The sequence below is a fragment of the Janthinobacterium sp. FW305-129 genome, assembly GCF_020858115.1.
GTDB lineage: Bacteria > Pseudomonadota > Gammaproteobacteria > Burkholderiales > Burkholderiaceae_D > Janthinobacterium.
Window position 1 is genome coordinate 274,011 of sequence record NZ_JACYMM010000003.1, and the last position, 21,636, is coordinate 295,646.

20 protein-coding genes and 1 tRNA gene are annotated in these 21,636 nt (G+C 64.2%); 11 read left to right on the forward strand and 10 right to left on the reverse strand.

Annotated features, from left to right (window positions below; translation table 11 throughout):
- Positions 1 to 18 precede the first annotated feature (18 nt).
- The gene (locus IGS61_RS07575) at positions 19 to 1,698 is read right to left on the reverse strand and encodes an AMP-binding protein (RefSeq protein ID WP_230539024.1); all 1,680 of its coding nucleotides are present in this window, start codon (positions 1,696 to 1,698) and stop codon (positions 19 to 21) included.
- Between the two features lie 132 nt (positions 1,699 to 1,830).
- Between IGS61_RS07575 and IGS61_RS07580 the strand changes: the two genes are divergently transcribed.
- Positions 1,831 to 4,194, forward strand: coding sequence for a DNA polymerase II (locus tag IGS61_RS07580; RefSeq protein ID WP_230539025.1), 2,364 nt, complete (start codon positions 1,831 to 1,833; stop codon positions 4,192 to 4,194).
- A 264-nt stretch (positions 4,195 to 4,458) separates the two neighbouring features.
- Positions 4,459 to 5,775 carry an enoyl ACP reductase FabMG family protein gene (locus tag IGS61_RS07585; RefSeq protein WP_230539026.1) on the forward strand — a complete coding sequence of 439 codons (1,317 nt, stop codon included), beginning with the start codon at positions 4,459 to 4,461 and terminating at the stop codon, positions 5,773 to 5,775.
- A 79-nt stretch (positions 5,776 to 5,854) separates the two neighbouring features.
- On the opposite strand, the gene IGS61_RS07590 is transcribed toward IGS61_RS07585, so the two are convergent.
- A complete protein-coding gene (locus tag IGS61_RS07590; protein ID WP_230539027.1) occupies positions 5,855 to 6,619 on the reverse strand; it encodes an SDR family oxidoreductase in 765 nt (254 codons plus the stop codon).
- Between the two features lie 174 nt (positions 6,620 to 6,793).
- Between IGS61_RS07590 and IGS61_RS07595 the strand changes: the two genes are divergently transcribed.
- Positions 6,794 to 6,880 (forward strand) — tRNA-Leu (locus tag IGS61_RS07595).
- A gap of 370 nt (positions 6,881 to 7,250) precedes the next feature.
- Here the strand turns inward: IGS61_RS07595 and IGS61_RS07600 are convergent.
- A complete protein-coding gene (locus tag IGS61_RS07600; protein WP_230539028.1) occupies positions 7,251 to 7,496 on the reverse strand; it encodes a hypothetical protein in 246 nt (81 codons plus the stop codon).
- A gap of 275 nt (positions 7,497 to 7,771) precedes the next feature.
- On the opposite strand from IGS61_RS07600, the gene IGS61_RS07605 reads away from it, so the two are divergent.
- Positions 7,772 to 9,172, forward strand: a complete 1,401-nt coding sequence (locus tag IGS61_RS07605) for an aminotransferase-like domain-containing protein (RefSeq protein ID WP_230539029.1) — start codon at positions 7,772 to 7,774, stop codon at positions 9,170 to 9,172.
- Positions 9,173 to 9,343: 171 nt separating this feature from the next.
- Here IGS61_RS07605 and IGS61_RS07610 read toward each other — a convergent pair whose 3' ends face one another.
- Complete coding sequence (locus IGS61_RS07610) at positions 9,344 to 9,736, reverse strand: Imm10 family immunity protein (protein ID WP_070290944.1); 393 nt, start codon at positions 9,734 to 9,736, stop codon at positions 9,344 to 9,346.
- Positions 9,737 to 9,883: 147 nt separating this feature from the next.
- On the opposite strand from IGS61_RS07610, the gene IGS61_RS07615 reads away from it, so the two are divergent.
- The 3 genes from IGS61_RS07615 to IGS61_RS07625 all read left to right on the forward strand — a co-directional run bounded on the left by IGS61_RS07615 (position 9,884) and on the right by IGS61_RS07625 (position 11,619).
- On the forward strand, positions 9,884 to 10,300 hold the full coding sequence (locus IGS61_RS07615) for a GNAT family N-acetyltransferase (protein WP_268993777.1): 417 nt from the start codon (positions 9,884 to 9,886) through the stop codon (positions 10,298 to 10,300).
- A gap of 7 nt (positions 10,301 to 10,307) precedes the next feature.
- Positions 10,308 to 11,054: a M56 family metallopeptidase gene (locus tag IGS61_RS07620; protein ID WP_230539030.1), complete on the forward strand. Its 747-nt coding sequence runs from the start codon at positions 10,308 to 10,310 to the stop codon at positions 11,052 to 11,054.
- 64 nt (positions 11,055 to 11,118) lie between these two features.
- Positions 11,119 to 11,619, forward strand: coding sequence for a hypothetical protein (locus tag IGS61_RS07625; protein ID WP_230539031.1), 501 nt, complete (start codon positions 11,119 to 11,121; stop codon positions 11,617 to 11,619).
- 6 nt (positions 11,620 to 11,625) lie between these two features.
- Here the strand turns inward: IGS61_RS07625 and IGS61_RS07630 are convergent, their stop codons facing one another.
- Positions 11,626 to 12,435 (reverse strand): class I SAM-dependent methyltransferase, encoded by an 810-nt coding sequence (locus IGS61_RS07630; protein ID WP_442908037.1) that lies wholly within the window; start codon positions 12,433 to 12,435, stop codon positions 11,626 to 11,628.
- A gap of 370 nt (positions 12,436 to 12,805) precedes the next feature.
- Here IGS61_RS07630 and IGS61_RS07635 point away from each other — a divergent pair, with 370 nt between their 5' ends.
- The gene (locus IGS61_RS07635) at positions 12,806 to 13,642 is read left to right on the forward strand and encodes a universal stress protein (RefSeq protein ID WP_230539033.1); all 837 of its coding nucleotides are present in this window, start codon (positions 12,806 to 12,808) and stop codon (positions 13,640 to 13,642) included.
- A gap of 69 nt (positions 13,643 to 13,711) precedes the next feature.
- Complete coding sequence (locus IGS61_RS07640) at positions 13,712 to 14,581, forward strand: hypothetical protein (protein ID WP_230539034.1); 870 nt, start codon at positions 13,712 to 13,714, stop codon at positions 14,579 to 14,581.
- Positions 14,582 to 14,634: 53 nt separating this feature from the next.
- On the opposite strand, the gene IGS61_RS07645 is transcribed toward IGS61_RS07640, so the two are convergent.
- The 4 genes from IGS61_RS07645 to IGS61_RS07660 all read right to left on the reverse strand — a co-directional run bounded on the left by IGS61_RS07645 (position 14,635) and on the right by IGS61_RS07660 (position 19,319).
- The gene (locus IGS61_RS07645) at positions 14,635 to 16,953 is read right to left on the reverse strand and encodes an NADP-dependent malic enzyme (protein WP_230539035.1); all 2,319 of its coding nucleotides are present in this window, start codon (positions 16,951 to 16,953) and stop codon (positions 14,635 to 14,637) included.
- Positions 16,954 to 17,146: 193 nt separating this feature from the next.
- On the reverse strand, positions 17,147 to 17,506 hold the full coding sequence (locus IGS61_RS07650) for a hypothetical protein (protein WP_230539036.1): 360 nt from the start codon (positions 17,504 to 17,506) through the stop codon (positions 17,147 to 17,149).
- The gene (locus tag IGS61_RS07655; protein ID WP_230539037.1) at positions 17,499 to 18,092 is read right to left on the reverse strand and encodes an SMI1/KNR4 family protein; all 594 of its coding nucleotides are present in this window, start codon (positions 18,090 to 18,092) and stop codon (positions 17,499 to 17,501) included. The genes IGS61_RS07650 and IGS61_RS07655 overlap by 8 nt, the downstream gene beginning before the upstream one ends.
- A 39-nt stretch (positions 18,093 to 18,131) precedes the next feature.
- The gene (locus IGS61_RS07660) at positions 18,132 to 19,319 is read right to left on the reverse strand and encodes an MFS transporter (protein ID WP_230539038.1); all 1,188 of its coding nucleotides are present in this window, start codon (positions 19,317 to 19,319) and stop codon (positions 18,132 to 18,134) included.
- Positions 19,320 to 19,441: 122 nt separating this feature from the next.
- Between IGS61_RS07660 and IGS61_RS07665 the strand changes: the two genes are divergently transcribed.
- On the forward strand, positions 19,442 to 19,963 hold the full coding sequence (locus IGS61_RS07665) for a MarR family winged helix-turn-helix transcriptional regulator (protein ID WP_230539039.1): 522 nt from the start codon (positions 19,442 to 19,444) through the stop codon (positions 19,961 to 19,963).
- Here IGS61_RS07665 and IGS61_RS07670 read toward each other — a convergent pair.
- Positions 19,960 to 20,565 (reverse strand): hypothetical protein, encoded by a 606-nt coding sequence (locus IGS61_RS07670; protein ID WP_230539040.1) that lies wholly within the window; start codon positions 20,563 to 20,565, stop codon positions 19,960 to 19,962. The two genes, IGS61_RS07665 and IGS61_RS07670, sit on opposite strands and share 4 nt — an antisense overlap.
- 89 nt (positions 20,566 to 20,654) lie before the next feature.
- Here IGS61_RS07670 and thiL point away from each other — a divergent pair, with 89 nt between their 5' ends.
- Positions 20,655 to 21,635 (forward strand): thiamine-phosphate kinase, encoded by a 981-nt coding sequence (gene thiL / locus IGS61_RS07675; RefSeq protein WP_230539041.1) that lies wholly within the window; start codon positions 20,655 to 20,657, stop codon positions 21,633 to 21,635.
- Position 21,636: the final 1 nt, after the last annotated feature.

The window sequence follows — 21,636 nt, forward strand, 5'->3', positions numbered from 1 at the left end:
TATGCGCGGGCGAAAGACTTAGTCCCCGCTCAGCCCCAGATCCGTCGCCACCTGCTGGCGCAACAGGTATTTCTGGATCTTGCCCGTCACCGTCATGGGGAATTCCTCGACGAAGCGCACATAGCGGGGAATCTTGTAATAGGCGATCTGCCCGTCGCAAAAGGCGCGGATATCCTCGCTGGTGGCCTGCGTGCCCGGGCGCAAGATGATGCAGGCGCACAATTCTTCGCCATACTTGGCATCGGGCACGCCCACGCATTGCACGTCGAGCACGCTCGGGTGGCGGTACAGGAATTCCTCGACTTCGCGCGGGTAGATGTTTTCGCCGCCGCGTATCACCATATCCTTCGAGCGGCCCACAATGCTGCAAAAACCGTTGGCGTCGATGACGGCCAGGTCGCCCGTGTGCATCCAGCGCGCCGCGTCGATGGCTTCGGCTGTTTTTTCCGGGTCGCCCCAGTAGCCCTGCATCACGGAATAGCCGCGCGTGAGCAATTCGCCCTTCTCGCCGCGCGGCACGATGCGGCCTTCCGCATCGACAATCTTGACTTCCAGGTGCGGGTGGACGCGGCCGATGGACGACACGCGCATCTCGCGCGGGTCTTCGATCGACGTCTGGAAGCTGACGGGTGACGTTTCCGTCATGCCATACGCAATCGTGATTTCCGCCATGTGCATCAATTCGATGACCCGCGTCATGACTTCCATCGGGCAGGGCGAGCCGGCCATGATGCCGGTGCGCAAATTCGACAGATCGTATTGCTTGAAATCAGGATGGTCGAGGATGGCGATGAACATGGTCGGCACGCCATGCAAGCCCGTGCAGCGCTCGGCCTGCACCGTTTCCAGCACGGCCTTCGGATCAAACCCTTCGCCGGGAAACACCATGGCCGCGCCGTGCGTGACGCAGGCCAGGTTGCCCAGCACCATGCCGAAACAGTGGTACAGGGGCACGGGGATGCACAAGCGGTCCTGTTCGGTGAGGCGCATGGCTTCGCCGATGAAAAAGCCGTTATTCAGGATATTGTGATGCGTCAAAGTGGCGCCTTTCGGCGCGCCCGTGGTGCCGGAAGTGAACTGAATGTTGACGGCATCGTCAAACTGCAAGGTAGCGCTCACTTCTTCCAGGCGCGCCAGGTCGGCATCCGTGATGCCATCCATCAGGGCGTCGAAGCTGTGCATGCCCGGCGTGGCGGCCGCGCCCAGGCGGATGACGTGGCGCAATTGCGGCAGGCGCGGCGATTGCAGGGCGCCGGCGCGCGAACGGGCGATTTCCGGCACCACGTCCTGCACGATGGCCAGGTAATCGCTGGACTTGAAGCTGGGCGACAGGATCAGCGCGCTGCATTGCACCTTGTCGAGCACGTATTCGAGTTCCGAGCGCCGGTAGGCGGGGTTGATGTTGACCATGATCAAACCGGCTTTCGCCGTGGCAAACTGCGTCAGCACCCATTCGGCGCAATTCTGCGACCAGATGCCGACCCGGTCGCCCGGCTGCAAGCCCAGTTTCAACAGGCCGGCGGCCAGGCGGTGCACGCGCTGCTGGAATTCCAGATACGTCCAGCGCACGTTCTGGTGCGCCACGATCAGGGCGTCGTGCTGGCCATAGCGGGCGGCGATGCCATCCAGGTAGGCGCCTATCGTTTCGCCGATCAACGGCGTCTCGTGGGCGCCATGTACATAACTCATTGCTTGCATGCTGTCTCCGGGGTGGGTGGCGCGGCGCGCTCTTGTTATCGTCTTCGATGCAGAAAATTATAGCCGCAACCGCCCCCGCCCTGCATCAGCTTGCTGTAATGTGCAGGCCAGCACACCAGACACTCACGCACCATGACAGGCAACGCGCAGCACCCGCCCGAACAGGGCTTTATCCTGACCCGCCACTGGCGCGACACGCGCGATGGCACGGAGGTCGATTTCTGGCTGGCAACAGACGCCGGGCCCCGCCACGTGCGCCTGCCCGTGCAGACGGCCGTCGCCTTTATCCCCATGGAGCAGCAGGAACAGGCGCAACAGCTGCTGCGCGGCGAGCGCCATGCCGAGCTGCGGCCCCTGTCGCTGTGCGATTTTCACCACCGTCCCGTGCTGGGGCTGTACTGCAAGCAATACCGGCATTTGCTGAAACTGGAAAAGCAGCTGCGCGCACACGGCGTCGACGTGTACGAAGCGGACATCCGCCCGCCCGAGCGCTACCTGATGGAGCGCTTTATTACGGCGCCGGTATCGTTCAGCGGGGAAACAGGGCAGGAAGTGCAGCTGAGGCCGGCGCCCGGCTACCGCCCCACATTAAAACTGGCATCGCTCGATATCGAGACGACGGCGCATGGCGAGCTGTATTCGCTGGCCCTGGAAGGCTGCGGCCAGCGCCAGGTCTACATGCTGGGGCCGCCAAACGGCGGCGATGAGCTACTCGACTTCGACCTCGCATACTGCGACACGCGCTCGCAGATCCTCGAGCGCCTGAACACGTGGATGGAACGGCACGATCCGGACGCCATCATCGGCTGGAACCTGGTGCAGTTCGACTTGCGCGTGCTCAAGGAACATGCTGAGCGTTATCAAGTGCCCTTGCGGCTGGGACGCGGCGGCGCCGTGATGGAATGGCGCGAGCATGGCGGCAAGCAGGAGCATTACTTTGCCGCTGCCGCCGGACGCCTGATCATCGACGGCATCGAAGCCTTGCGCTCGGCGACGTGGAATTTTTCTTCGTTCAGCCTGGAAAACGTGGCGCAGACCCTGCTGGGCGAAGGCAAGTCCATCGACAACCCCTACCAGCGCATGGCCGAGATCGACCGGCGTTTCCGCGAGGATAAACCTGCGCTGGCCCGCTACAACCTCAAGGATTGCGAGCTGGTCACGCGCATCTTCGCCAAGACCGAGCTGCTGACCTTCTTGCTGGAACGGGCCAGCGTGACGGGCCTGGCGGCCGACCGCAGCGGCGGCTCCGTGGCCGCCTTCGAACATTTGTATCTGCCGCTGATGCACCGGCAGGGCTATGTGGCGCCCAACCTGGGCGACGTCTCCGGCGACAACAGCCCCGGCGGCTTCGTCATGGATTCGCAGTCGGGCCTGTACGATTCCGTGCTCGTGCTCGACTATAAAAGCCTGTACCCATCCATCATCCGCACTTTCCTGATCGACCCCGTGGGGCTGGTGGTGGGCACCAGCGGCGACGAAGCCGATACCGTGCCCGGCTACCGGGGCGCGCAGTTTTCCCGTGTAAAACATTGCCTGCCGGCCATCGTGGAACAGGTGTGGCAGGGCCGCGAGGCGGCCAAGCGCGAACGCAACGCGCCGCTGTCGCAAGCGTTAAAAATCATCATGAACGCGTTTTACGGCGTGCTGGGCTCCAGCGGCTGCCGCTTCTTCGATCCGCGCCTGGCCTCGTCGATCACCTTGCGCGGCCACGACATCATGCACCGCACGCGCGAGCTGATCACCGCACAGGGTTACCAGGTGATCTATGGCGACACGGATTCCACGTTTGTGTGGCTGAAAACGGCGCATAGCGACGAAGAAGCGGGCAAGATCGGCCGCGCCCTGGTAGCGCACGTGAATGCCTGGTGGAACCGGCACCTGCGCGAGGAGTTCGGCCTGGACAATGCGCTGGAGCTGGAATTCGAGACGCATTACCGGCGTTTCCTGATGCCCACCATCCGCGGCTCGGAAGAAGGCAGCAAGAAGCGCTACGCTGGCCTCGTCGGCAAGCCCGACGGCAGCGAGGAGATGGTCTACAAGGGCCTGGAAACCGTGCGCAGCGACTGGACGCCGCTGGCGCAGCAATTCCAGCAAGAGCTGTACCGGCGCATCTTCCAGCGCGCCGCCTACCAGGACTACGTGCGCGACTACGTGGCGCGCACGGTGCGCGGCGAATGCGACGCTTTATTGGTCTACCGCAAGCGATTGCGCCGCCCGCTCGACGATTACCAGCGCAACGTGCCGCCCCACGTGCGCGCGGCGCGCACGGCCGACGCCTACAACCTGGCGCAGGGACGGCCGCTGCAATACCAGAACGGCGGCTGGATCAGCTATGTCATCACGGTGGCGGGGCCGGAACCGCTGGAAACGCAGCGCTCGCCCATCGACTACCAGCATTACCTGACGCGCCAGCTGCAGCCCGTGGCCGACGCGATACTGCCCTTCCTGGGCGACGATTTTTCGCGCCTGGTCTCGGGGCAGCAGGATTTGTTTTAGGTCAATTTTTCTGACCAGCATGGCCAAGCTGGGGTAATATCGGCGCCTGCCGGGCCAGTCCGCGGGCGCTGTGCGCCGCGGCAGCGTAAAATACGCCATGGCGAAAGAATAAGAGCTCCACCGCAGAAGAAGATGCCATTCCAGACGAGAATCGTTCGCAAGAAGATTTTTACGGCTGAAATGGCGCATAATTTACAACTATGTTGAACCTGCAGGCAGCGCGTTTAGCCGTCTGCCCTGCTAATTTTTGAATGAATTGACACCATGACCGAGATCACGTCCCTGAGAGACATCCCGCAAAAAAATATCTTCCGCAAGGGCGACACCTTTGTGCTGTTCGGCGAGCTGTTCGGCCGCGGCTATGTGAATGGCTTGCTGGACGAAGCGCGCAAGGCGGGCATGAATATCGTCGGCATGACGGTCGGCCGCCGCGATGAAAACATGGCCCTGCGTCCGCTGAACGCGGAAGAGCTGGCCGAAGCCGAAGCCAACCTGGGCGGGCGCATCATCAATGTGCCGCTGATGGCCGGTTTCGACCTCGACGCGCCGGCCGGCGAACCGACGCCGACGGCCCTGCTGGCCGACATGACCCTGAAAAGCTGGCAGGAAGACAAGCTGGACTGGGCGCAGATCGAACGCTGCCGCGAAGCCGGCGTCGCCCGCTTCAGCGCTTCCGTGGCGAAAGCCATGGCCGAGCTGGACAGCCTGATTCCTGACGGCAGCAATGTGTATTTCGCCCACACCATGGCCGGCGGCATTCCGAAGGTCAAGGTCTTCCTGGCCATCGCCAACCGCATCTACAAAGGCCGCGGCGAGCGCTTCATGTCCTCGCGCGCCCTGCTCGACAGCGACCTGGGTAAATTGATCCTGATGAACTTCGACGAAGTCACGGCCAACACCCTGCAGCACCTGATCGACGGCAGCGCCGCCATCCGCGCCCGCATCGAGCAAACGGGCGGCCAGGTGCGCTACAGCGCCTACGGCTACCACGGTACCGAGATCTTGATCGACGGCAAGTACCAGTGGCAAACCTACAGCAACTACACGCAAGGCCTGGCCAAGATGCGCCTGGAAAACGTGGCCAAGGCCGCGTGGGAAAAAGGCATCAAGGCGACCGTCTTCAATTGCCCGGAAATCCGCACGAATTCGTCCGACATTTTCGTCGGCGTGGAACTGTCGCTGTTCCCCCTGCTCGACGCGCTGAAAAAAGAAGGCGGCGGCGCCTGGGCCGAAGAGCAGTGGAAAATCTGCCAGGGCTTGCTGGAAGACGGCGTGTCGCTGCAAGACTTGCTCGACCGTATCGCCGCCTACAACGGCGACGCCACCAGCGTGCAGTTCCGCAACTTCGCCGCCTGGCCGATGGACAACACGCCAGAGCTGGCCGACGTCATGATCGGCACCTCGGACGACATCACCAAGCTGCACAAGGACCGCAAGGAACTGATCACCGACCACCTGAGCTCGCTGGTGCTGGAAGGCACGGGTCCGCTGATGTTCCACACCATGTCGGAACCGCCAGCGCCCGTCGTCTGGCTCAACCACGACATCATCGCGCGCCAGCTGAACTCGGTTCACAACTGAGCTTGATGTAGCGTAAGGTAAGCTGCAAGACACCGACGGCCCGGCTCATCCCCGGGCCGTCGGCGTTTCTGCGCATGCCCTATGCGCGCACGACGGACACGCCGCCATCGGCCAGCAGCGCCGTGCCGGTGGTAAAGCTCGATGCATCGGACGCCAGGTACAGCGCCGAGCGGGCGATCTCGTCCGGCGTAGCCAGGCGTTTTAACGCATGCAAGCCCGCCACGAAGGCCAGCGCTTCGGGCGTGTCGGCCACCGCGCGCCCCATGGGCGTATCCGTGCCGCCCGGCAACAGGGCGTTTACACGCACGCCGGCCGCGCCATACTCGGCCGCCAGGGCCTTCGTCAAGCCGATCACGCCCGCCTTGCTGGCCGCATACGCCGCCATGCCGGCCATGCCCAGCGTATGGCCGACAAAGGTCGAGGTGAAGATCAGCGAGCCGCCGCCGCGCGCCGCCATGGCGGGCAGCTGGTATTTGGCCGCCAGGAAGGCACTGGTGAGATTGGTGTCGACCGCCGCTTGCCAGTCTTCCAGCGCCAGCTCCGGCGTGGGTCCCATGGGCCCCAGGCTGCCCGCATTGTTAAAAGCGATATCGAGGCCGCCAAAGCGTTGCAGCGCCAGCGCCACGGCCCCTTGCGCGCACGCGGCGTCGGCCACGTCGCCCACGCAGGCCACGGCCTGCGCGCCGCCGTCCGCCAGCTGCGCCACCAGCGCCTCGAGTTCCTTCCGCCGCCGCGCCACCAGTACCAGCCGCGCGCCCTCGCCCGCGAACAGGCGCGCCGCCGCGTGGCCGATGCCCGAGCTGGCGCCCGTGATGATGGCGACCTTATTTTCCAGTTGCAACATTTGCTTCCCCTTCAAGTGGTTGAAAGGGAAAAGATAGGCCGGCAAGCCGGGCGCGGCACTCCGCTTCTTGCGCTGGAATCGGCATCGTCACAGATTCGCCAGGCTTGAGCAAAACGCACGCCAAGCATAAAACTTGCCAGATTGTGACAAATCAGTGATAATGCGTCTCGCGTTGCCGGGATGGCGGAATAGGTAGACGCACGGGACTCAAAATCCCGCGCTGGAAACAGCGTGCCGGTTCGATTCCGGCTCCCGGCACCACAGAACACATCAAAGAAGTACCGATCAAGCCATTAAATCCAATAAAATCAAGGATTTAGTGGCTTTTTTCTTGCCTGATCAAGCCGATCACTCCCGATTAAACCCGATAAGAACGGATGGGCGTTACGCCATGAAACGCTCAGGGGACTGGTGCGCGGAAATTGCCGTACTCGCGTTCGAACGCTGGCGTGACAAAGTCTCCGCGCGCAAAGAAACGCCCGCTCAACTCAAAGCCAGCGGCAATTTGCCCATGCCCTGAGCTAGGGCCATGAAGCACATCAAGGCAATGCCTGATGGCATGCCGATGCGGCCCTGGCCGCATCAGGATTTGCGGCCGCATCACTGGATAGCGGCCGACGATTCCTTGCCATCAAAGGAAGGTCATTTCCAGACCGGCCATCCTGACGACGAAGAAGGTGACGATCCCCAAGGCCAGCAGCAATAGCATGAAGACTGCGACCACCTTGCCGCTTGCGCGCAGCACCGCGCGGTTCTGCTTCGCCTTATCCTTGTCCTTCTTCCCTTGATCGTAATGCCACTTGATGGCGAAGAACATGCCCGTGCAAAGCACGAAAGCCTTGAAGGTAACGAAGACTATAGGAGTCCAATCGATCATTTTGCGTATTTCCAGTCTATTACTTGACACTATCTATCGCGGGGAGCACTGCCTCAACACGCCGCTTCAGCAGCTGCTGCTCAAACCATCCCCCCGGCATTCCCGGCTTGAGTCTTTCATTATATCCAGCTATGAAATAACCATGGCATCTTGCCCATTGATTTGCCGAATGCAAAGGAGAGAGGAGAAAACGTCAGCAACTGCCATGCAAGGATGGTGCTGCTGTACGTTCTGATGCATACTACCTGAAAACAATTTCCATACATTGAGACAAAATGTCCCAGTTAAAAACCATACAAGATGAACATTTGACTATCTGGATGCCCCGCCTGGCCGGGAACAAAGGGCCACGTTTCTTGCAGATTGCGGATGCCCTGCAAGCGGCGCTGGCAGTCGGATCGGTGAAGCCGGGCGACCGCCTGCCTACGCAGCGCCAGCTGGCGGCACAGCTGGACGTCGACCTGACGACGATCACGCGCGCCTACGACGAAGCCAGGCGCCGCAACTTGCTCGAGGGCCGCGGCGCCCGCGGCACTTATGCCGCGGCGCCGAAAGTCGAATTGACCGCCATCCTCGACCTGAGCATGAATACCCCGCCACCGCCGGATGGCGTGGACTTCGACGACATGTTGAAACAAGGTTTGTCGCAAGTATTGATGAGGTCAGACAATGAATTGCTGATGACTTATCACCTGGGCGGGGGAAGCGACTCCGACCGCAAGGCTGGCGCCACGTGGCTGGCACCGATGTTCGGAGATCTGGATGCTCGGCAGGTTGTCGTGTGTCCGGGTGCGCAAGCGGCGATCGCCGCATTGATCCTTGCGCTGACGGAGCCTGGCGAGGTCATCCTGACCGAGCCAATCAGTTATCCCGGCTTGCGTACCGCAGCGACCCAATTCGGCCGGCACCTCATTGCCGTCGAAGCGGACAAGCACGGGATGCTGCCCCAGATGCTGGAGGAAGCGTGCCGCCGGCACAAGCCCGGGCTGGTCTACCTCAATCCGACCTTGCACAACCCGACCGCCATCACCATGCCGGAACACCGGCGCAAGGAGCTCGCCAGCGTCGCGCAGCGCTGCAATGTACGCATCGTCGAGGACGATCCCTACTGGCTCCTTGCCGAGGCCCCGCCGCCGCCGATTGCCACGTTTGCCCCGGAACAGGTGGTCTACATCTCCACCCTGTCGAAATGCCTGACGCCCGGCTTGCGTGTCGCCTTCGTGCTGCTACGCGACCCGTTCGAGCGCGAACGCTTCCTGGTCGCGCTACGATCCTTTGCGCTGATGGTCGCGCCGCTGACGGCCGCACTGGCCACGCAGTGGATACTCGACGGTTCGGCTGACGGCTTGATGGAAGGCGTACGCAAGGAGGCGCGCCTGCGCCACCGGATGGCGCGCGATATCCTGGCGGGGCGCTACAGCGGCGCGGAAGACGGCCTGCATGTATGGATCGAGTTGCCGGCGTACTGGAACTCCTCGCAGCTGGCGCATGCCGCCGCCAGCTCCGGCATCGCCGTCACGCCGGCGGAGGCATTCGCCACCGGCGGCGCATCGGTGAATGCCATTCGGATTTCCCTGGGCAGCATCAAGGACCGTGGCCGCCTGCAAGCAGGTCTGCAACGGCTGTCCCATCTGCTTGCGCGGCGGCCCGAGTCGTTCAGCGCCGCCGTGGTGTAACTGACCAGGAAACACGGCGAGAAAGCCACGCCAGCCGCCGGCGACGATGCGCACCGAGTGCACGCCGAGGAACAGCAGCAAACCGGGTATCAGCACCATCATCGTCCACTCCTCCAGTCAATGCCCGCTACCGGGCATAGCCGACGCCATGGCCGGCGTCGTGCGCGCAGATCAACGCTCCTCGCGGTAGTAATCGCAGCCCTCGAACGTGGTGCGCAGCGCCTGCTGCAGCTGGGCGTAGCGCTCGGGCGTCAGGTTGAAACGCACGTCGATCTGGCCGTCGTCGTCCATCTGCATGGCGGCCTCGGCATCCATCTGCACGGACAGGCGGTTCGGATGCAGAATCACGGCGTGCATGTGGCCATACCAGGCAAATTCCTGGCCGCCGTATTCGATATACGGCTCGTCCATGCCCGTGGCCACGTCCTGCTCGTCGTATTCGTCGGCGCGCTGCAGCATCAGGTAGACGGGCTCGCCTTTGCCGGCTGGCGCGGCCAGGGTGGTGATCAGGGCGTCGTCTTCATGGATGACGGACAATTCGGTGGCGGTAAATCCTGCGGACATGGCATGCTTTCAACAATTCAAGGGATGGCGCCACCATAGCGCAAAAGCGCCGCGCACGACATAGGGCGCGGCGAATAAAGCGTGCCGCCCCCAACCGCGCTGGCCGCCTATAATGGCCATTCCATCCATATTGCACAGGAGAACGCCTTGTCCGCAGCATCGTCCTACACCACCCGCCTGGCCATCCCCGCCATCGCCACCTACCAGCAGCTGCGCGTCGCCGCCGGGCTGAGCGCGAAAAGCACGGAGGCGGCGGCCAAGGGCTTGCCGAATTCCCTGTTCGCCGTACAAGTGCTGCTCGGCGACACGGTGGTCGGCATGGGCAGGGTCATCGGCGATGGCGGCTGTTTTTACCAGGTGGTCGATATCGCCGTGCTGCCGGCCCACCAGGGCAAGGGCCTGGGCAAGCTGATCATGCGCGAAATCCGCCAGTTCATCGACAGCGACGTGCCGGACAGCGCCTACGTCAGCCTGATCGCCGATGGCCAGGCGCAAGACCTGTATGCGCAGTTCGGTTTCAAGCATACGGCGCCCGCCTCCGTCGGCATGGCGCTGAAGCGCTAGGCGCCCGATGCCTGCCTGGCTGCTGTGCAGCATGGCGCTGGCGCTGCTGCTGGCGGCCGGCGCCTGGCGCGCCGAGCCTGTGCTGCAGCGGCGCGGGCGCGCGACACGCTGGCTGTGGCTGGCGGCCATCGCCGCGTCCGCCATCGTGCCCCTGGCGTGGCTGCCCGGCGTGCTGAAGGCCATGCCGGCGGAGCAGGCGCAGCTGAAACTGGGCTGGTTTATGGCGTCTGCAGGCATGCTGACGCTGCTGGCGCTGCGCAGCGTCTGGCTGCTGTCGCACCAGCGGCGCTGGCAGAAAACATCGCTGCTGGGCACACTCGTGTACTTGAGCGGCGGCATCGGCCCCTGCGTGGCAGGCTTGCTGCGCCCCCGTATCGTGATGCCCGTCTGGCTGCAACTGATTCCGCCCCAGCAACAGGCGCTGCTGTTGGCGCACGAGCAATGCCGGCTGGCCGCGCGCGACCCGCAGCTGCTGGCCCTGGCCTACGCCTTGATCCTGATCATGCCGTGGAACCTGCCCCTGTGGTGGCAGCTGCACCGGCTGCGCTTTGCCATCGAGGTCGATTGCGACGCGCGCATGCTGGCGCACGGCCACGCGCTGCGCGACTACGCCACCGTCCTGCTCCGGCACGGCCAGTACTATTCGGGCTTGACGGGCGCCTCGCCCATCGTGCTGAACGACCCGCTGGCACTGCGCCGGCGGCGCCGGATCATGGCCAGAATTACCCGGGACCGGGCGGCGAACTTGCTATAGTAGCGGCAACGCCGCGCGGCATGCCCGCGCCCCTGGCTCCCCCCTTAGAAATCAGAGAGATACCATGCTTTACCTGCTTGCCATCGTGATCGTCATCGCCCTGCTGTACTACGTCTTCAGCGGCCGCACACCCGTCAAACCGCTGCACAAGCCGCTCGTCTCCGTGCGCCAGTACGTGCCGGCGATCCCTGCCGGCGCACCGGCGCACCACTGGAGCGATGAGGGGCGCTTTGCGTCGGAAGTGGAAAACGAAGCGATGTACCAGCCCGCCATCGCCAGGCTGGCCGGCGAGCACGGTCCCGGCAACGCGGAAGAAAAATGCCTGGCCCTGCTCGTCTGCGACGATGCCAACCCGTTCCAGGACAAGGCCATCGCCGTCTTCATCGATGGCCAGCTGGTCGGCTACCTGTCGCACAACGACGCGCTGCGCCTGCGCCGCAACCTGGGCCGCATGGATCTGGTGGGCCAGCTGACCTCGTGCGACGCCGTCATCCGCGGCGGCGGCCTGTGGAATGGCAAGCGCCTGTCGTACGCCGTCTGGCTGGACTTGCAGCCGTACAACTAATGACCGCTATGCCGCGCGCGCCAGCCTGACGGCCCGCGTGGCAATAAAGCTGGGCAGGAATTTTTCAATTTCAAAGCGCGGGTGGGGATGCATTTCCTCGTGGTAACCCGCCAGCACGAAACCCGCCGCCAGCTGGCCGCCGATCTGGCTGTCCAGGCCATGGCCGAAGACCAGCGCCTCCCCCTTCTCCATGCGCGCCGCCAGCGCATCGGCATCCATATCCTCCACATCCGAATACGGCAGCACGAAACGGGGACGTATCAAGCCCTGCTGTGCCCATTGCGGATCGCGGTCGCCGATGAAGACGGCCGGATTGAAGAAACTGCTCAGCAGCACGCCGCCATCGGCCAGCACGCGCGCGCATTCGCGCCACACGGGGGCGATATCGGGCACGTACTGGTTCGACACGGGGTGGATGATGACATCGAAGCTGGCGTCGGCAAAGCGGGCCAGGTCGCGCATGTCGCCCTGGACGGTGTCCAGTTGCAAGCCGTCGCGTTCAGCCACCATGCGGTCTTGCGCGAGTTGCTGTTCAGACAGGTCGAAGACGGTGACGTGCGCGCCGGCGGCGGCCAGCACGGGCGCCTGCTGCCCGCCGGCACCGGCCAGGCACAGGATGCGCTTGCCGCGCACCTCGCCCAGCCAGCCGGCCGGCAAGGGGCCGGGCGTCAGATGGATTTGCCACTGCCCGGCACGGGCCGCGGCGATGGTGGCGCTGTCGACGGGCTGCGACCAGGGACTGTCGCGTGCAGCCTGCGCATCCCAGGCTTGCTGATTGTGCTGCAAGAAGTTGTTACCGTGATTACCTAAAGGCATCGTCATCCTTTCAGAAAAACAGGATGCGAATGTAGCATGACTCCAGGCAAGGTGCCGAGAAGTGAACTCCCGCCACGGCCAGCGTTGTTGCGTCACACAAGGAAGTGCCGGACAGATGGCGCCGGCGCCGTTGCAGACCACTGGAAGGGCAAGGAGTTCAAGGCCATTATGGCTGCTGGTGAACCCGGCATTTTGATGCACATCAAACACCTCGCAATTTCCTGGCGGCGGCCTTGCGAAAGGTCATGGCCCGTGTTTTTTTGATCCACGTCAAGCGCCGCATAAGAAAACCGCCGTCCAGCACGGCAATGCTGGACTTGCCCGTGTTGCCGTTCTAGCCTTGTTGCCATCCTGACTAGCGAATGACACCATGGCCTACAAATCCATCCTCGTCCACGCCGACCTGTCGCGCCATGCGCCGCAGCGCATCGCCATCGCGGCGCGGCTGGCGCACGCGCACCAGGCGCACCTGATCGGCGCCGCCATGACGGGCATGTCGCGCTTTACCCTGCAAAACAACCGCGGCATGCGCGGCAGCGCCGTGGCAGCGCAGATCAATGCCCTGCACGGCCAGGCGGAGCAGGCGCTGGACCAGTTCGAAACGCTGGCGCGCCAGGCCGGCGCCGTCTCGCTGGAACGGCGCCTGATCGAAGACGATGAAGATGGCGGCATGGCCGTCAGCGCCCGCTACAGCGACCTGACGGTGCTCAGCCAGCACGACGCCAGCGAGGCGCTGCCGGGCGCCATGAGCGACCTGGTGCCCTACGTGATGCTGAACGCGGCCCGTCCCGTGCTGATCGTGCCGCACAGCGGTCAATTCGCGCAGGTGGACAACACGGTCGTGGTGGCCTGGGACGGCAGCATGGAAGCGACGCGCGCCATCGGCCACGCCCTGCCGCTGCTGCGCGCGGCGCGCCTGGTGGTGCTGGCCCTGCTGCACCCGCCCGCGGGCCACGCGCAGCCGGCCCGCCATCCGGGCGCCGACATCGCCGCCTACCTGAGCCGCCATGGCGTGCCCGTCGAGGTGCGCCAGACCGTCGCCATCGGCGACATCGGTGCGGCGCTGCTGGCAATGGCCGCCGAGGTGCATGCGGACTTGCTGGTGATGGGCGGCTACGGCCACGCGCGCTTCCGCGAAATCCTGCTGGGCGGCGTGACGGAAACCGTGCTGCGCCAGATGACCTTGCCCGTGCTGATGGCGCACTGAGGTCCCGCGCGCCACGTTCTGTTGCACAATGGCTATACTTGCCTGATTTTCCATATCAAGGCAATGTAGATGAAGCAACAACTGATCAATTGGGGCAGCGCCCTGGCGCCGTTCGGCAGCGACCTGCTGTGGACCGTCCTGCCGTGGATGCTGCTGTATGGCGTGCTCGGCTTTGTGCTGGCGCTCGGCATCTGCCACCAGCTGGCCAAAAAATGCCTGCTGGTGCGCCGTCCGCCCGCCTGGCATGTGGCCGCCAAGCTCAGCTATGTGTTGATCCTGCTCGCGCTGCCGCTCCTCGGCAGCGGGTTTGGCGCCGTGCACAGCGTGCACCGCGTGGTCAACCAGGCCCTCGAGCGCGACTTGCAGCCCGTGGTCGAGGCACAGATGCCGGCGCTGCGCGTCTACCTGGAGCAGCAGGTCAAGCTGATCGCCCCGGGCCAGCCCATCAGCGTGCGCAGCCTGCTCGAACCCTTCGTGCAAGGCATGTATTACCAGCCCACGTCCAGCAGCTACTGGGAACGCAGCAAGGCGCGCTGGATCAATGAATTCATCCTGCGCCGCGGCAGCGTGCTGCTGACGCAAGTGCTGCAGGAACAGCTGATCGCCAGGGTCGGCCTGCTCGGCGAAGCGCTCAAGGGCGCCAACTTCCGTGGCCAGGCGACGGGCGAGCTGGCCGCGCTGGGCACCGACCTGGCCGTGCGCCTGACCACCGATGTGGCGCGCCAGGCCGACTTCAGCAAACTCGATCAATCCGTGCCGATGATCTTCATCGACGCCATCAAGCGCCAGGCCGGCGCGTATTTCAATTCGCTCAAGATCACGCTGGGCCTGTTCGCCCTGCTAACGCTGCTGCTGGTGTGGGGCGAGATATTGCTGTACCGCTACTATTACCTGCGCCGCCAGCCGGCCGCCACGGCCCTGCCCGTGCCACCGATGTAAAAAAGCCGCGCCCCCCTTGCGGATGGCGCGGCTTTCAAGCAATAGCTAAAACCTTAGGCTTTGCGCTGCGCCACGGCGTCGACGACACACAGGGCCGTCATGTTGACGATGCGGCGCACGGTGGCCGACGGCGTCAGAATGTGCACGGGCTTGGCGCAGCCGAGCAGGATCGGGCCGACGGCGATGCCGTTGCCGGCCGCCGTTTTCACCAGGTTGTAGGCGATGTTGGCCGACTCGATGTTCGGCATGACGAGCAGGTTGGCGTCGTTCTTCAGTGCCGAATTCGGCATGAGTTTTTGACGCAGCTTGCTGTCGAGGGCCGTATCGCCGTGCATTTCGCCGTCGATTTCCAGATCCGGCGCGCGTTCCTTGATAATGGCCAGCGCGGCGCGCATCTTTTGCGCCGAGGCGCTGTCGCTGGAACCGAAGTTCGAGTGCGACAGCAGGGCCGCGCGCGGCGACAGGCCGAAACGGGTCATTTCTTCGGCGGCCATGATGGTGATCTCGGCCAATTGGTCAGCATCCGGGTTTTCGTTGACGTGCGTGTCGACCATCACCAACTGGCGTTCCGGCATGATCAGCACATTCATGGCGGCGTAGACATTGCTGCCCGCGCGCTTGCCCAGCACCTGGTCGATATACTTCAGGTGCAGCTGGGTGGTGCCGAAGGTGCCGCAGATCATGCCGTCGGCGTCGCCCTTGTGGATCATCATCGAACCGATCAGGGTGTGGCGGCGGCGCATTTCCAGTTTAGCGTATTCCTCGGTGACGCCTTTGCGGCTGGTCATGGCGTAGTACGTATTCCAGTAATCGCGATAGCGCTCGTCGAAGTCCGGATTGATGACGTCGAAGTCGACGCCTTGCTTGAGGCGCAGGCCGAACTTCTGGATGCGCGCTTCGAGCACGGGCGGGCGGCCCACCAGGATGGGACGCGCCAGTTTTTCATCGACCACTACTTGCACGGCGCGCAGCACGCGCTCTTCTTCGCCTTCGGCGTAGACGATGCGTTTCAGTTCGGCCGGCGTGGATTTGGCCATCAGGAACAGCGGCTTCATGAAGGTGCCGCTGCGGTAGACGAATTGCTGCAGACTGTCCGCGTACGCCTGCAAGTCCTTGATCGGACGCGTGGCGACGCCCGAATCCTCGGCCGCCTTGGCCACCGCTGGCGCGATCTTGATCAAGAGGCGCGGGTCGAACGGCATCGGGATCAGGTATTCAGGGCCGAACGACAGGTTGCTGATGCCGTAGGTGGTGGCCACGATGTCCGACTGCTCGGCGTGCGCCAGGTCGGCGATCGCGTGCACCACGGCGATTTCCATCTCGCGCGTGATGGTGGTGGCGCCGCAATCGAGGGCGCCGCGGAAGATGTACGGGAAGCACAGCACGTTGTTGACCTGGTTCGGATAGTCCGAACGGCCCGTGGCGATGATGGCGTCGCTGCGCACGGCCTTGACTTCTTCCGGCAGGATTTCCGGATTCGGGTTGGCCAGCGCCAAAATCAATGGGTTGGGCGCCATCTTGCGCACCATGTCCTGTTTCAGCACGCCGGCGGCGGAAACGCCGAGGAAGATGTCGGCGTCCGGGATGACTTCGCCCAGGGTGCGCAGCGGCGTGTCTTGCGCGAAGCGTTCCTTGTCCGGGTCCATCAGTTCCGCGCGGCCCTTGTAGACCACGCCGGCCAAGTCGGTGACGTAGATGTTTTTCAGCGGGAAGCCCAGGTCGACGATCAGGTCCAGGCAGGCCAACGCCGCCGCACCCGCGCCCGAGACGACCAGCTTGCAGTCCTCGATTTTCTTGCCGACGGCTTTCAAGCCGTTCAGGATGGCCGCGCCGACGATGATGGCGGTGCCGTGCTGGTCGTCGTGGAAGACGGGAATCTTCATGCGGTCGCGCAGCTGGCGCTCGATATAGAAGCACTCGGGCGCCTTGATGTCTTCCAGGTTCACGCCGCCGAAGGTCGGTTCCAGCGAAGCGATGATGTCGACCAGTTTATCGGGGTCCGATTCGTTGATTTCGATGTCGAAGACGTCGATGCCGGCGAATTTCTTGAACAGCACGCCCTTGCCTTCCATCACCGGCTTGGCGGCCAGCGGGCCGATATTGCCCAGTCCCAGCACGGCCGTGCCGTTGGTGATGACGGCCACCAGGTTGCCGCGCGCCGTGTATTTATAGGCGTTCGCCGGATCGATGACGATTTCTTCGCACGGTGCCGCCACGCCTGGCGAGTAGGCCAGCGCCAGGTCGCGCTGGTTGGTCAGTTGTTTGGTGGGCGTCACGCTGATTTTGCCGGGGCGCGGGCACTCGTGGTACTCGAGTGCGGCCAAGCGCAATTGTTGACGCAATTCTTCTTTTTTATCAGATGACGAATCCATGCTGTGCTGCCTTCCTGTTTGGTCGATCGGGGTGCTTCCGATTTTATCAGACCGAATCTTTCAATTAGCTAGGTATTTTCCGCTAGCCACAGTCTGATATCACGAAAACGCATAACCTAGCATTGTAAGGCCGTCCGGCGGCACAAACGTCCTCAACAGGAAAAACTATCAAATTTTATATTTCAATTAGTTTTTATGATGACTGGCCGGGCGCGCGCCACAGCGGCAGCGCGGCGACGGCGCGCTCGAGATCGTCCATGTCGTCGTCGCCCAGGCTGGTGTCGAATGGCGCGGACAGGATGCGGCGCATCAGCGCCAAACGCGTCGTGGCTTGCTCCTCGTCGATGAAGCGCGTCGTTTCGGCGCAATACCGTGCGCGGCGCTGGGCATCGGCGCCGTCATCATCGCCGTCGGGATAATAATGGCGGCCGATGTTATTGAGCGATATCAACAAAAATTCGATCTCGCGCAGGATGCGCAGCGCATCCTCGCCGGACAGCACGATGCGGCGGTTGGCGGGCAGCAGGGAGGGCGGCGCGGCCGGACTATTCAAAATTGTCCTCGATCAGGAAGCCGTAGTCCTCATCGATCAGCATTTGCAGATAGGCATCGAAACTGTCCGCGATGACCTGGTAATTGTCGGGATCGTGCAGGAAGCGCACGACCTGTCCCACCTTGCCCGATGCCGTGGGCGTGAAATCGACATACAGCCGCGAGGAGCCGCCGTTGTTCATGCAATGCGAAAAACACAGGCGCTGGCCCTGTTTGATGCCCGCGTCGATGCGGGCGTCGACGATGCCGGGGTCGTCTTCCAGGTAATGGCCGTAAATATCGGCGATGCTGCGCTGGTTCGCTTGCCGGTCGTCCAGGATCTGTTCGACGGAACTCAGGTAATACGGATACTCGAACACGTCCGAGCCCAGCATGTACACCAGCACCATGCCGCCCGCATATTCCTGGTAATAGGTGCCGTTGTAGTGGCCCAGCAGGCGCAGCAGGCTGTCCGGGCACAGCGGATACGCCTGGCGCAAGCTGTCCAGTTGCGCCGCGCTGGCGCCGCTGGCCAGCGCCAGTTCCGCCAGCGGCTCCGGCGGCATGGCCTGGCGCAAGCCGGCTAAATAGTGGTCGACAATGTTCATAGCCGAAATATATCAGTTGGCCGATACGCCATGCGCACGCTAGCGCATAGCGGCCAGCCGCGCCCCCGGCGCAAAGCGCGTGGCAATCAGCAGCAACAGCACCACGCCGCCCGCCATCACCATCCACGCCTGGGCCAGGCTGGACGAATGCTGGCGGATCAACCCGGCGATGAACGGCATGCTGCTGGCGATGATGTAGCCGCCGCCCTGCACGAAACCGAGCAAGGCGCCGGCGCCGGCAGGCTCAGCCACGTGATCCATGCTGACGATCAGCGACAGGGGAAACAAGGAGCCGATGCCGCAGCCGAGCAATATCACGGCGGGAATGGCCAGTTGCGCGGGCGCCACGATCAGGCAAGCGAGGCCGGCCAGCACGGCCAGCAGTACCGATAACAGCAGGATGCGGCGGTCGGGAAAGCGGTGGATGACACTGGAAATGACCAGTCCCGCCAGCACTTCCACCAGGGTCAGGGCGCCCAGCAGCAAGCCGCTGTCGGCCGCGCTCCAGCCCAGTTCCGTGTAAAACGGCGGCAGCCAGGCCAGCACCAGCGTGTAGGCGCCCGTGCCGATACCAAAGAACACCATCAGCAGCCAGGCCCGTGTGCTGCCCACGGGCAGGCTGGCGCCCGCGCCGCCGGCCACGTCCACGCGCGCGGCGGCGGCGCGGCGCCACAGCAGCGCGGCGGCCACGGCGGGCAGCGCCCACAGGGCCAGCAGCGCCTGCCAGCCCAGCGACTGCGCCAGCGGTGAAGCGGACGCGGCGGCGATGGCCGCGCCACCCATGATGCCTGTCGTATAAAAGCCCATCAACTGGCCCGCCCGCTCGGGGAAATGGCGCTTGATGAAGGCCGGCAACAGCGCCTGCACCAGCGCGATGCCCAGGCCGCCCAGGGCCGCCGTGGCGATCAGCCCGCCGCTGCCATGCAAGGGCCAGCGCAAGGCGCAAGCGGCAGCGATGATGGCGATGCCCAGCGAAATGCCGCGCGCCACGCCCAGGCGGCGCTGCAGCTGCGCGCCCGCCAGCGCGCACACGCCCATGGCGAACACGGGCACGGTGGTCAGCAAGCCCGCGTCGGCATTGCTGATGCCCGTGCTGGCCTGGATGCTGTCGAGCAAGGGACCGATGGCGGCCAGGATGGGCCGCAAATTCAAGCCCAGCAGGATGATGGCGGCCACCAGCAGGGCGGACGAGGGCAGCGGGAAAGATACGGGGCGTTCAACAGGCATGGCAGAGTTGTCCTTGCCTCGCAGGGAGGCACATGGTTTAATGCGTGACATAATCACTTGATGAAAAGTATCTTAACATAAAGATAGAAATCTATCTTTATGTCGAGATACATGCATACACCATGACGGATACCCCGCAAGAACACACGCGCGCGCAATTTGCCGCAGCACAATGGCAGCGCGAACTGCCGCAGATGGATACCGCCGCCATGCAGCTGGTGGGCCAGCTGGGCACGGTGGCGCAGCTGATGGCGCGCGACTGGCTCAACCCGCTGTTCGCCGAACACGGCTTGCAGCCGGGCGAATTCGACGTGCTGGCGACCCTGCGCCGCTCGGGCGCGCCCTGCAGCCTGACGCCGACGGCCCTGTACGAGGCGGCCATGCTGTCGTCGGGCGGCATGACCAACCGCATCGACCGGCTGGAAGCGGCCGGCCTGATCGAACGGCAGAAACACCCGACGGACCGGCGCGGCGTGCTGGTGGCCCTGACACCCAGGGGCCTGGCATTGATTGAAAAACTGGTGCTGCTGCACGTGGACAACGAGCGCGCGATGCTGTCGGCACTCAGCGCGGACGAGCAGCGCCTGCTCGACCAGTTGCTGGCCAAGCTGCTGCACGGCATGGCGCAGGCGAAGAAAGGCTAGGAAAGCAACTGCGCCAGCTCGCGCAGCGCTGCACTGCCGCGCCGGGCCAGGCGCCGCAGGTCGGCGGGATCGCGGCTGTCGTACAGGGCCTGGACGTGGCCCACGCTGGCCGCGCGCAAGTCGATATCGCTGTCGCGGTCCGCAAGCTGGGCATCGGCCACGTGCCCCTCGACCAGGGTCAGGTAGTAATGGCGGGGCTTGCCGCGCAAATTGGCGGCAAACTGCAGCACCAGGCCGCTGTCGAACAGCAGGGCGCCGCTGCGGCCGCCCTGTTCCAGCAGCACGCGAAACGCCGGCAACGGTTGCCGCGCCGCGCGCAGGAAACCGGCCAGGTGCACCTGGTAACCGAGATCGAGTCCATTCGCGCCCAGCTGGCCGCGCTGCAGATACGCCTTGAACGACGCCAGCACGGGACGCTGACCCCTGCGGAACAGGCGTTCGTCCTCGTACAGGCACAGCTGGCCGCCGTCGCTGATGGCGTCGAAGCCCCACGCCACCAGTTCCTGCGCCTCGAAGGTGTTCAAGCCGACGGCTTGCGGGTCGCGCAGCCAGCCGTGATCGAGCCAGGATTGCAGTAAGACGTGAATATCGAGAATGGGCATGGCAAGTTGTTCGGCAGTGGCAAAGACCCGTATTGTAGGCCAGCCTATAATAGCCGGGCCACACCATCATTCAACGACCAGACTACGCCATGGCCCCACACGACGCGCTTTCCGAATTCGACCTGATCAAACACTATTTCGTGCGCCAGCGCCCCGGCCGCGCCACCCTGGGCATCGGCGACGATTGCGCGCTGATGACGCCAGCGGCCGGCAAGCAGATCGCCATCTCCTCGGACATGCTGGTCGAGGACCGGCACTTCTTTGCCGGCGCCGACGCCCGCATGCTCGGCCACAAAAGCCTGGCCGTGAACCTGTCCGACCTGGCCGCCATGGGCGCGCGCCCCGTGGCATTCACTTTGGCCCTGGCCCTGCCGCAGGCGGAGCGCGCCTGGCTGGCCGGCTTTGCCGAAGGCCTGTTTGCGCTGGCCGACGCCTTTGATTGCGAACTCATCGGCGGCGACACCACCAAGGGCCCGCTGAACATCTGCATCACCGTATTCGGCGAACTGGCGCCGGGCCAGGCCCTGCGCCGCAGCGCGGCCGTGGCGGGCGACGACATCTGGGTCAGCGGGACTGTCGGCGACGCGCGCCTGGCGCTGGCCGGCTACCGCATGGAGCACGAATTGGCGCCAGCCGACCTGGCCACTGCCGCCGCGCGCATGCACACGCCGACGCCGCGCGTGGCGCTCGGCTGCGCGCTGGCCGAAGCGGGCCTGGCGCATGCGGCCATCGACATTTCGGATGGCCTGGCGGGCGACCTGGGGCACATCTTGAAAGCGTCGCAGGTGGGTGCCACGCTCGACGTCGACGCCTTGCCGGCCGGCCCCGTGCTGGCGCGGCAAGCCACCGCCCTGCGCCGCCGCTACACGGCCGCCGGCGGCGACGACTATGAGCTGTGCTTCACGGCGCCAGCGTCCTCGCGCGAGGCCATCGCCGCGCTGGCGCTCAGCTGCGGCACGCCCGTCACGCGCGTGGGCCGCATCGAAGCCCAATCAGGCTTGCGGCTGGTCGATGCGCAGGGACAGCCGCTGGATTTACAACTGAGCTCGTTCGACCACTTCAGCGACTGAG

What these genes read in the sequence shown, in the direction of transcription:
- IGS61_RS07625 (WP_230539031.1), top strand. Translation starts at nt 11,119, where the DNA reads ATGCTTTACCTGCTTGCCATCGTGATCGTCATCGCCCTGCTGTACTAC.
- IGS61_RS07645 (WP_230539035.1), bottom strand. Translation starts at nt 16,953, where the DNA reads ATGGATTCGTCATCTGATAAAAAAGAAGAATTGCGTCAACAATTGCGC.
- IGS61_RS07575 (WP_230539024.1), bottom strand. Translation starts at nt 1,698, where the DNA reads ATGCAAGCAATGAGTTATGTACATGGCGCCCACGAGACGCCGTTGATC.
- IGS61_RS07580 (WP_230539025.1), top strand. Translation starts at nt 1,831, where the DNA reads ATGACAGGCAACGCGCAGCACCCGCCCGAACAGGGCTTTATCCTGACC.
- IGS61_RS07585 (WP_230539026.1), top strand. Translation starts at nt 4,459, where the DNA reads ATGACCGAGATCACGTCCCTGAGAGACATCCCGCAAAAAAATATCTTC.
- IGS61_RS07640 (WP_230539034.1), top strand. Translation starts at nt 13,712, where the DNA reads ATGAAGCAACAACTGATCAATTGGGGCAGCGCCCTGGCGCCGTTCGGC.
- IGS61_RS07635 (WP_230539033.1), top strand. Translation starts at nt 12,806, where the DNA reads ATGGCCTACAAATCCATCCTCGTCCACGCCGACCTGTCGCGCCATGCG.
- IGS61_RS07605 (WP_230539029.1), top strand. Translation starts at nt 7,772, where the DNA reads ATGTCCCAGTTAAAAACCATACAAGATGAACATTTGACTATCTGGATG.
- IGS61_RS07660 (WP_230539038.1), bottom strand. Translation starts at nt 19,319, where the DNA reads ATGCCTGTTGAACGCCCCGTATCTTTCCCGCTGCCCTCGTCCGCCCTG.
- IGS61_RS07630 (WP_442908037.1), bottom strand. Translation starts at nt 12,435, where the DNA reads ATGCCTTTAGGTAATCACGGTAACAACTTCTTGCAGCACAATCAGCAA.
- IGS61_RS07620 (WP_230539030.1), top strand. Translation starts at nt 10,308, where the DNA reads ATGCCTGCCTGGCTGCTGTGCAGCATGGCGCTGGCGCTGCTGCTGGCG.
- IGS61_RS07670 (WP_230539040.1), bottom strand. Translation starts at nt 20,565, where the DNA reads ATGCCCATTCTCGATATTCACGTCTTACTGCAATCCTGGCTCGATCAC.
- IGS61_RS07610 (WP_070290944.1), bottom strand. Translation starts at nt 9,736, where the DNA reads ATGTCCGCAGGATTTACCGCCACCGAATTGTCCGTCATCCATGAAGAC.
- thiL (WP_230539041.1), top strand. Translation starts at nt 20,655, where the DNA reads ATGGCCCCACACGACGCGCTTTCCGAATTCGACCTGATCAAACACTAT.
- IGS61_RS07665 (WP_230539039.1), top strand. Translation starts at nt 19,442, where the DNA reads ATGACGGATACCCCGCAAGAACACACGCGCGCGCAATTTGCCGCAGCA.
- IGS61_RS07655 (WP_230539037.1), bottom strand. Translation starts at nt 18,092, where the DNA reads ATGAACATTGTCGACCACTATTTAGCCGGCTTGCGCCAGGCCATGCCG.
- IGS61_RS07600 (WP_230539028.1), bottom strand. Translation starts at nt 7,496, where the DNA reads ATGATCGATTGGACTCCTATAGTCTTCGTTACCTTCAAGGCTTTCGTG.
- IGS61_RS07590 (WP_230539027.1), bottom strand. Translation starts at nt 6,619, where the DNA reads ATGTTGCAACTGGAAAATAAGGTCGCCATCATCACGGGCGCCAGCTCG.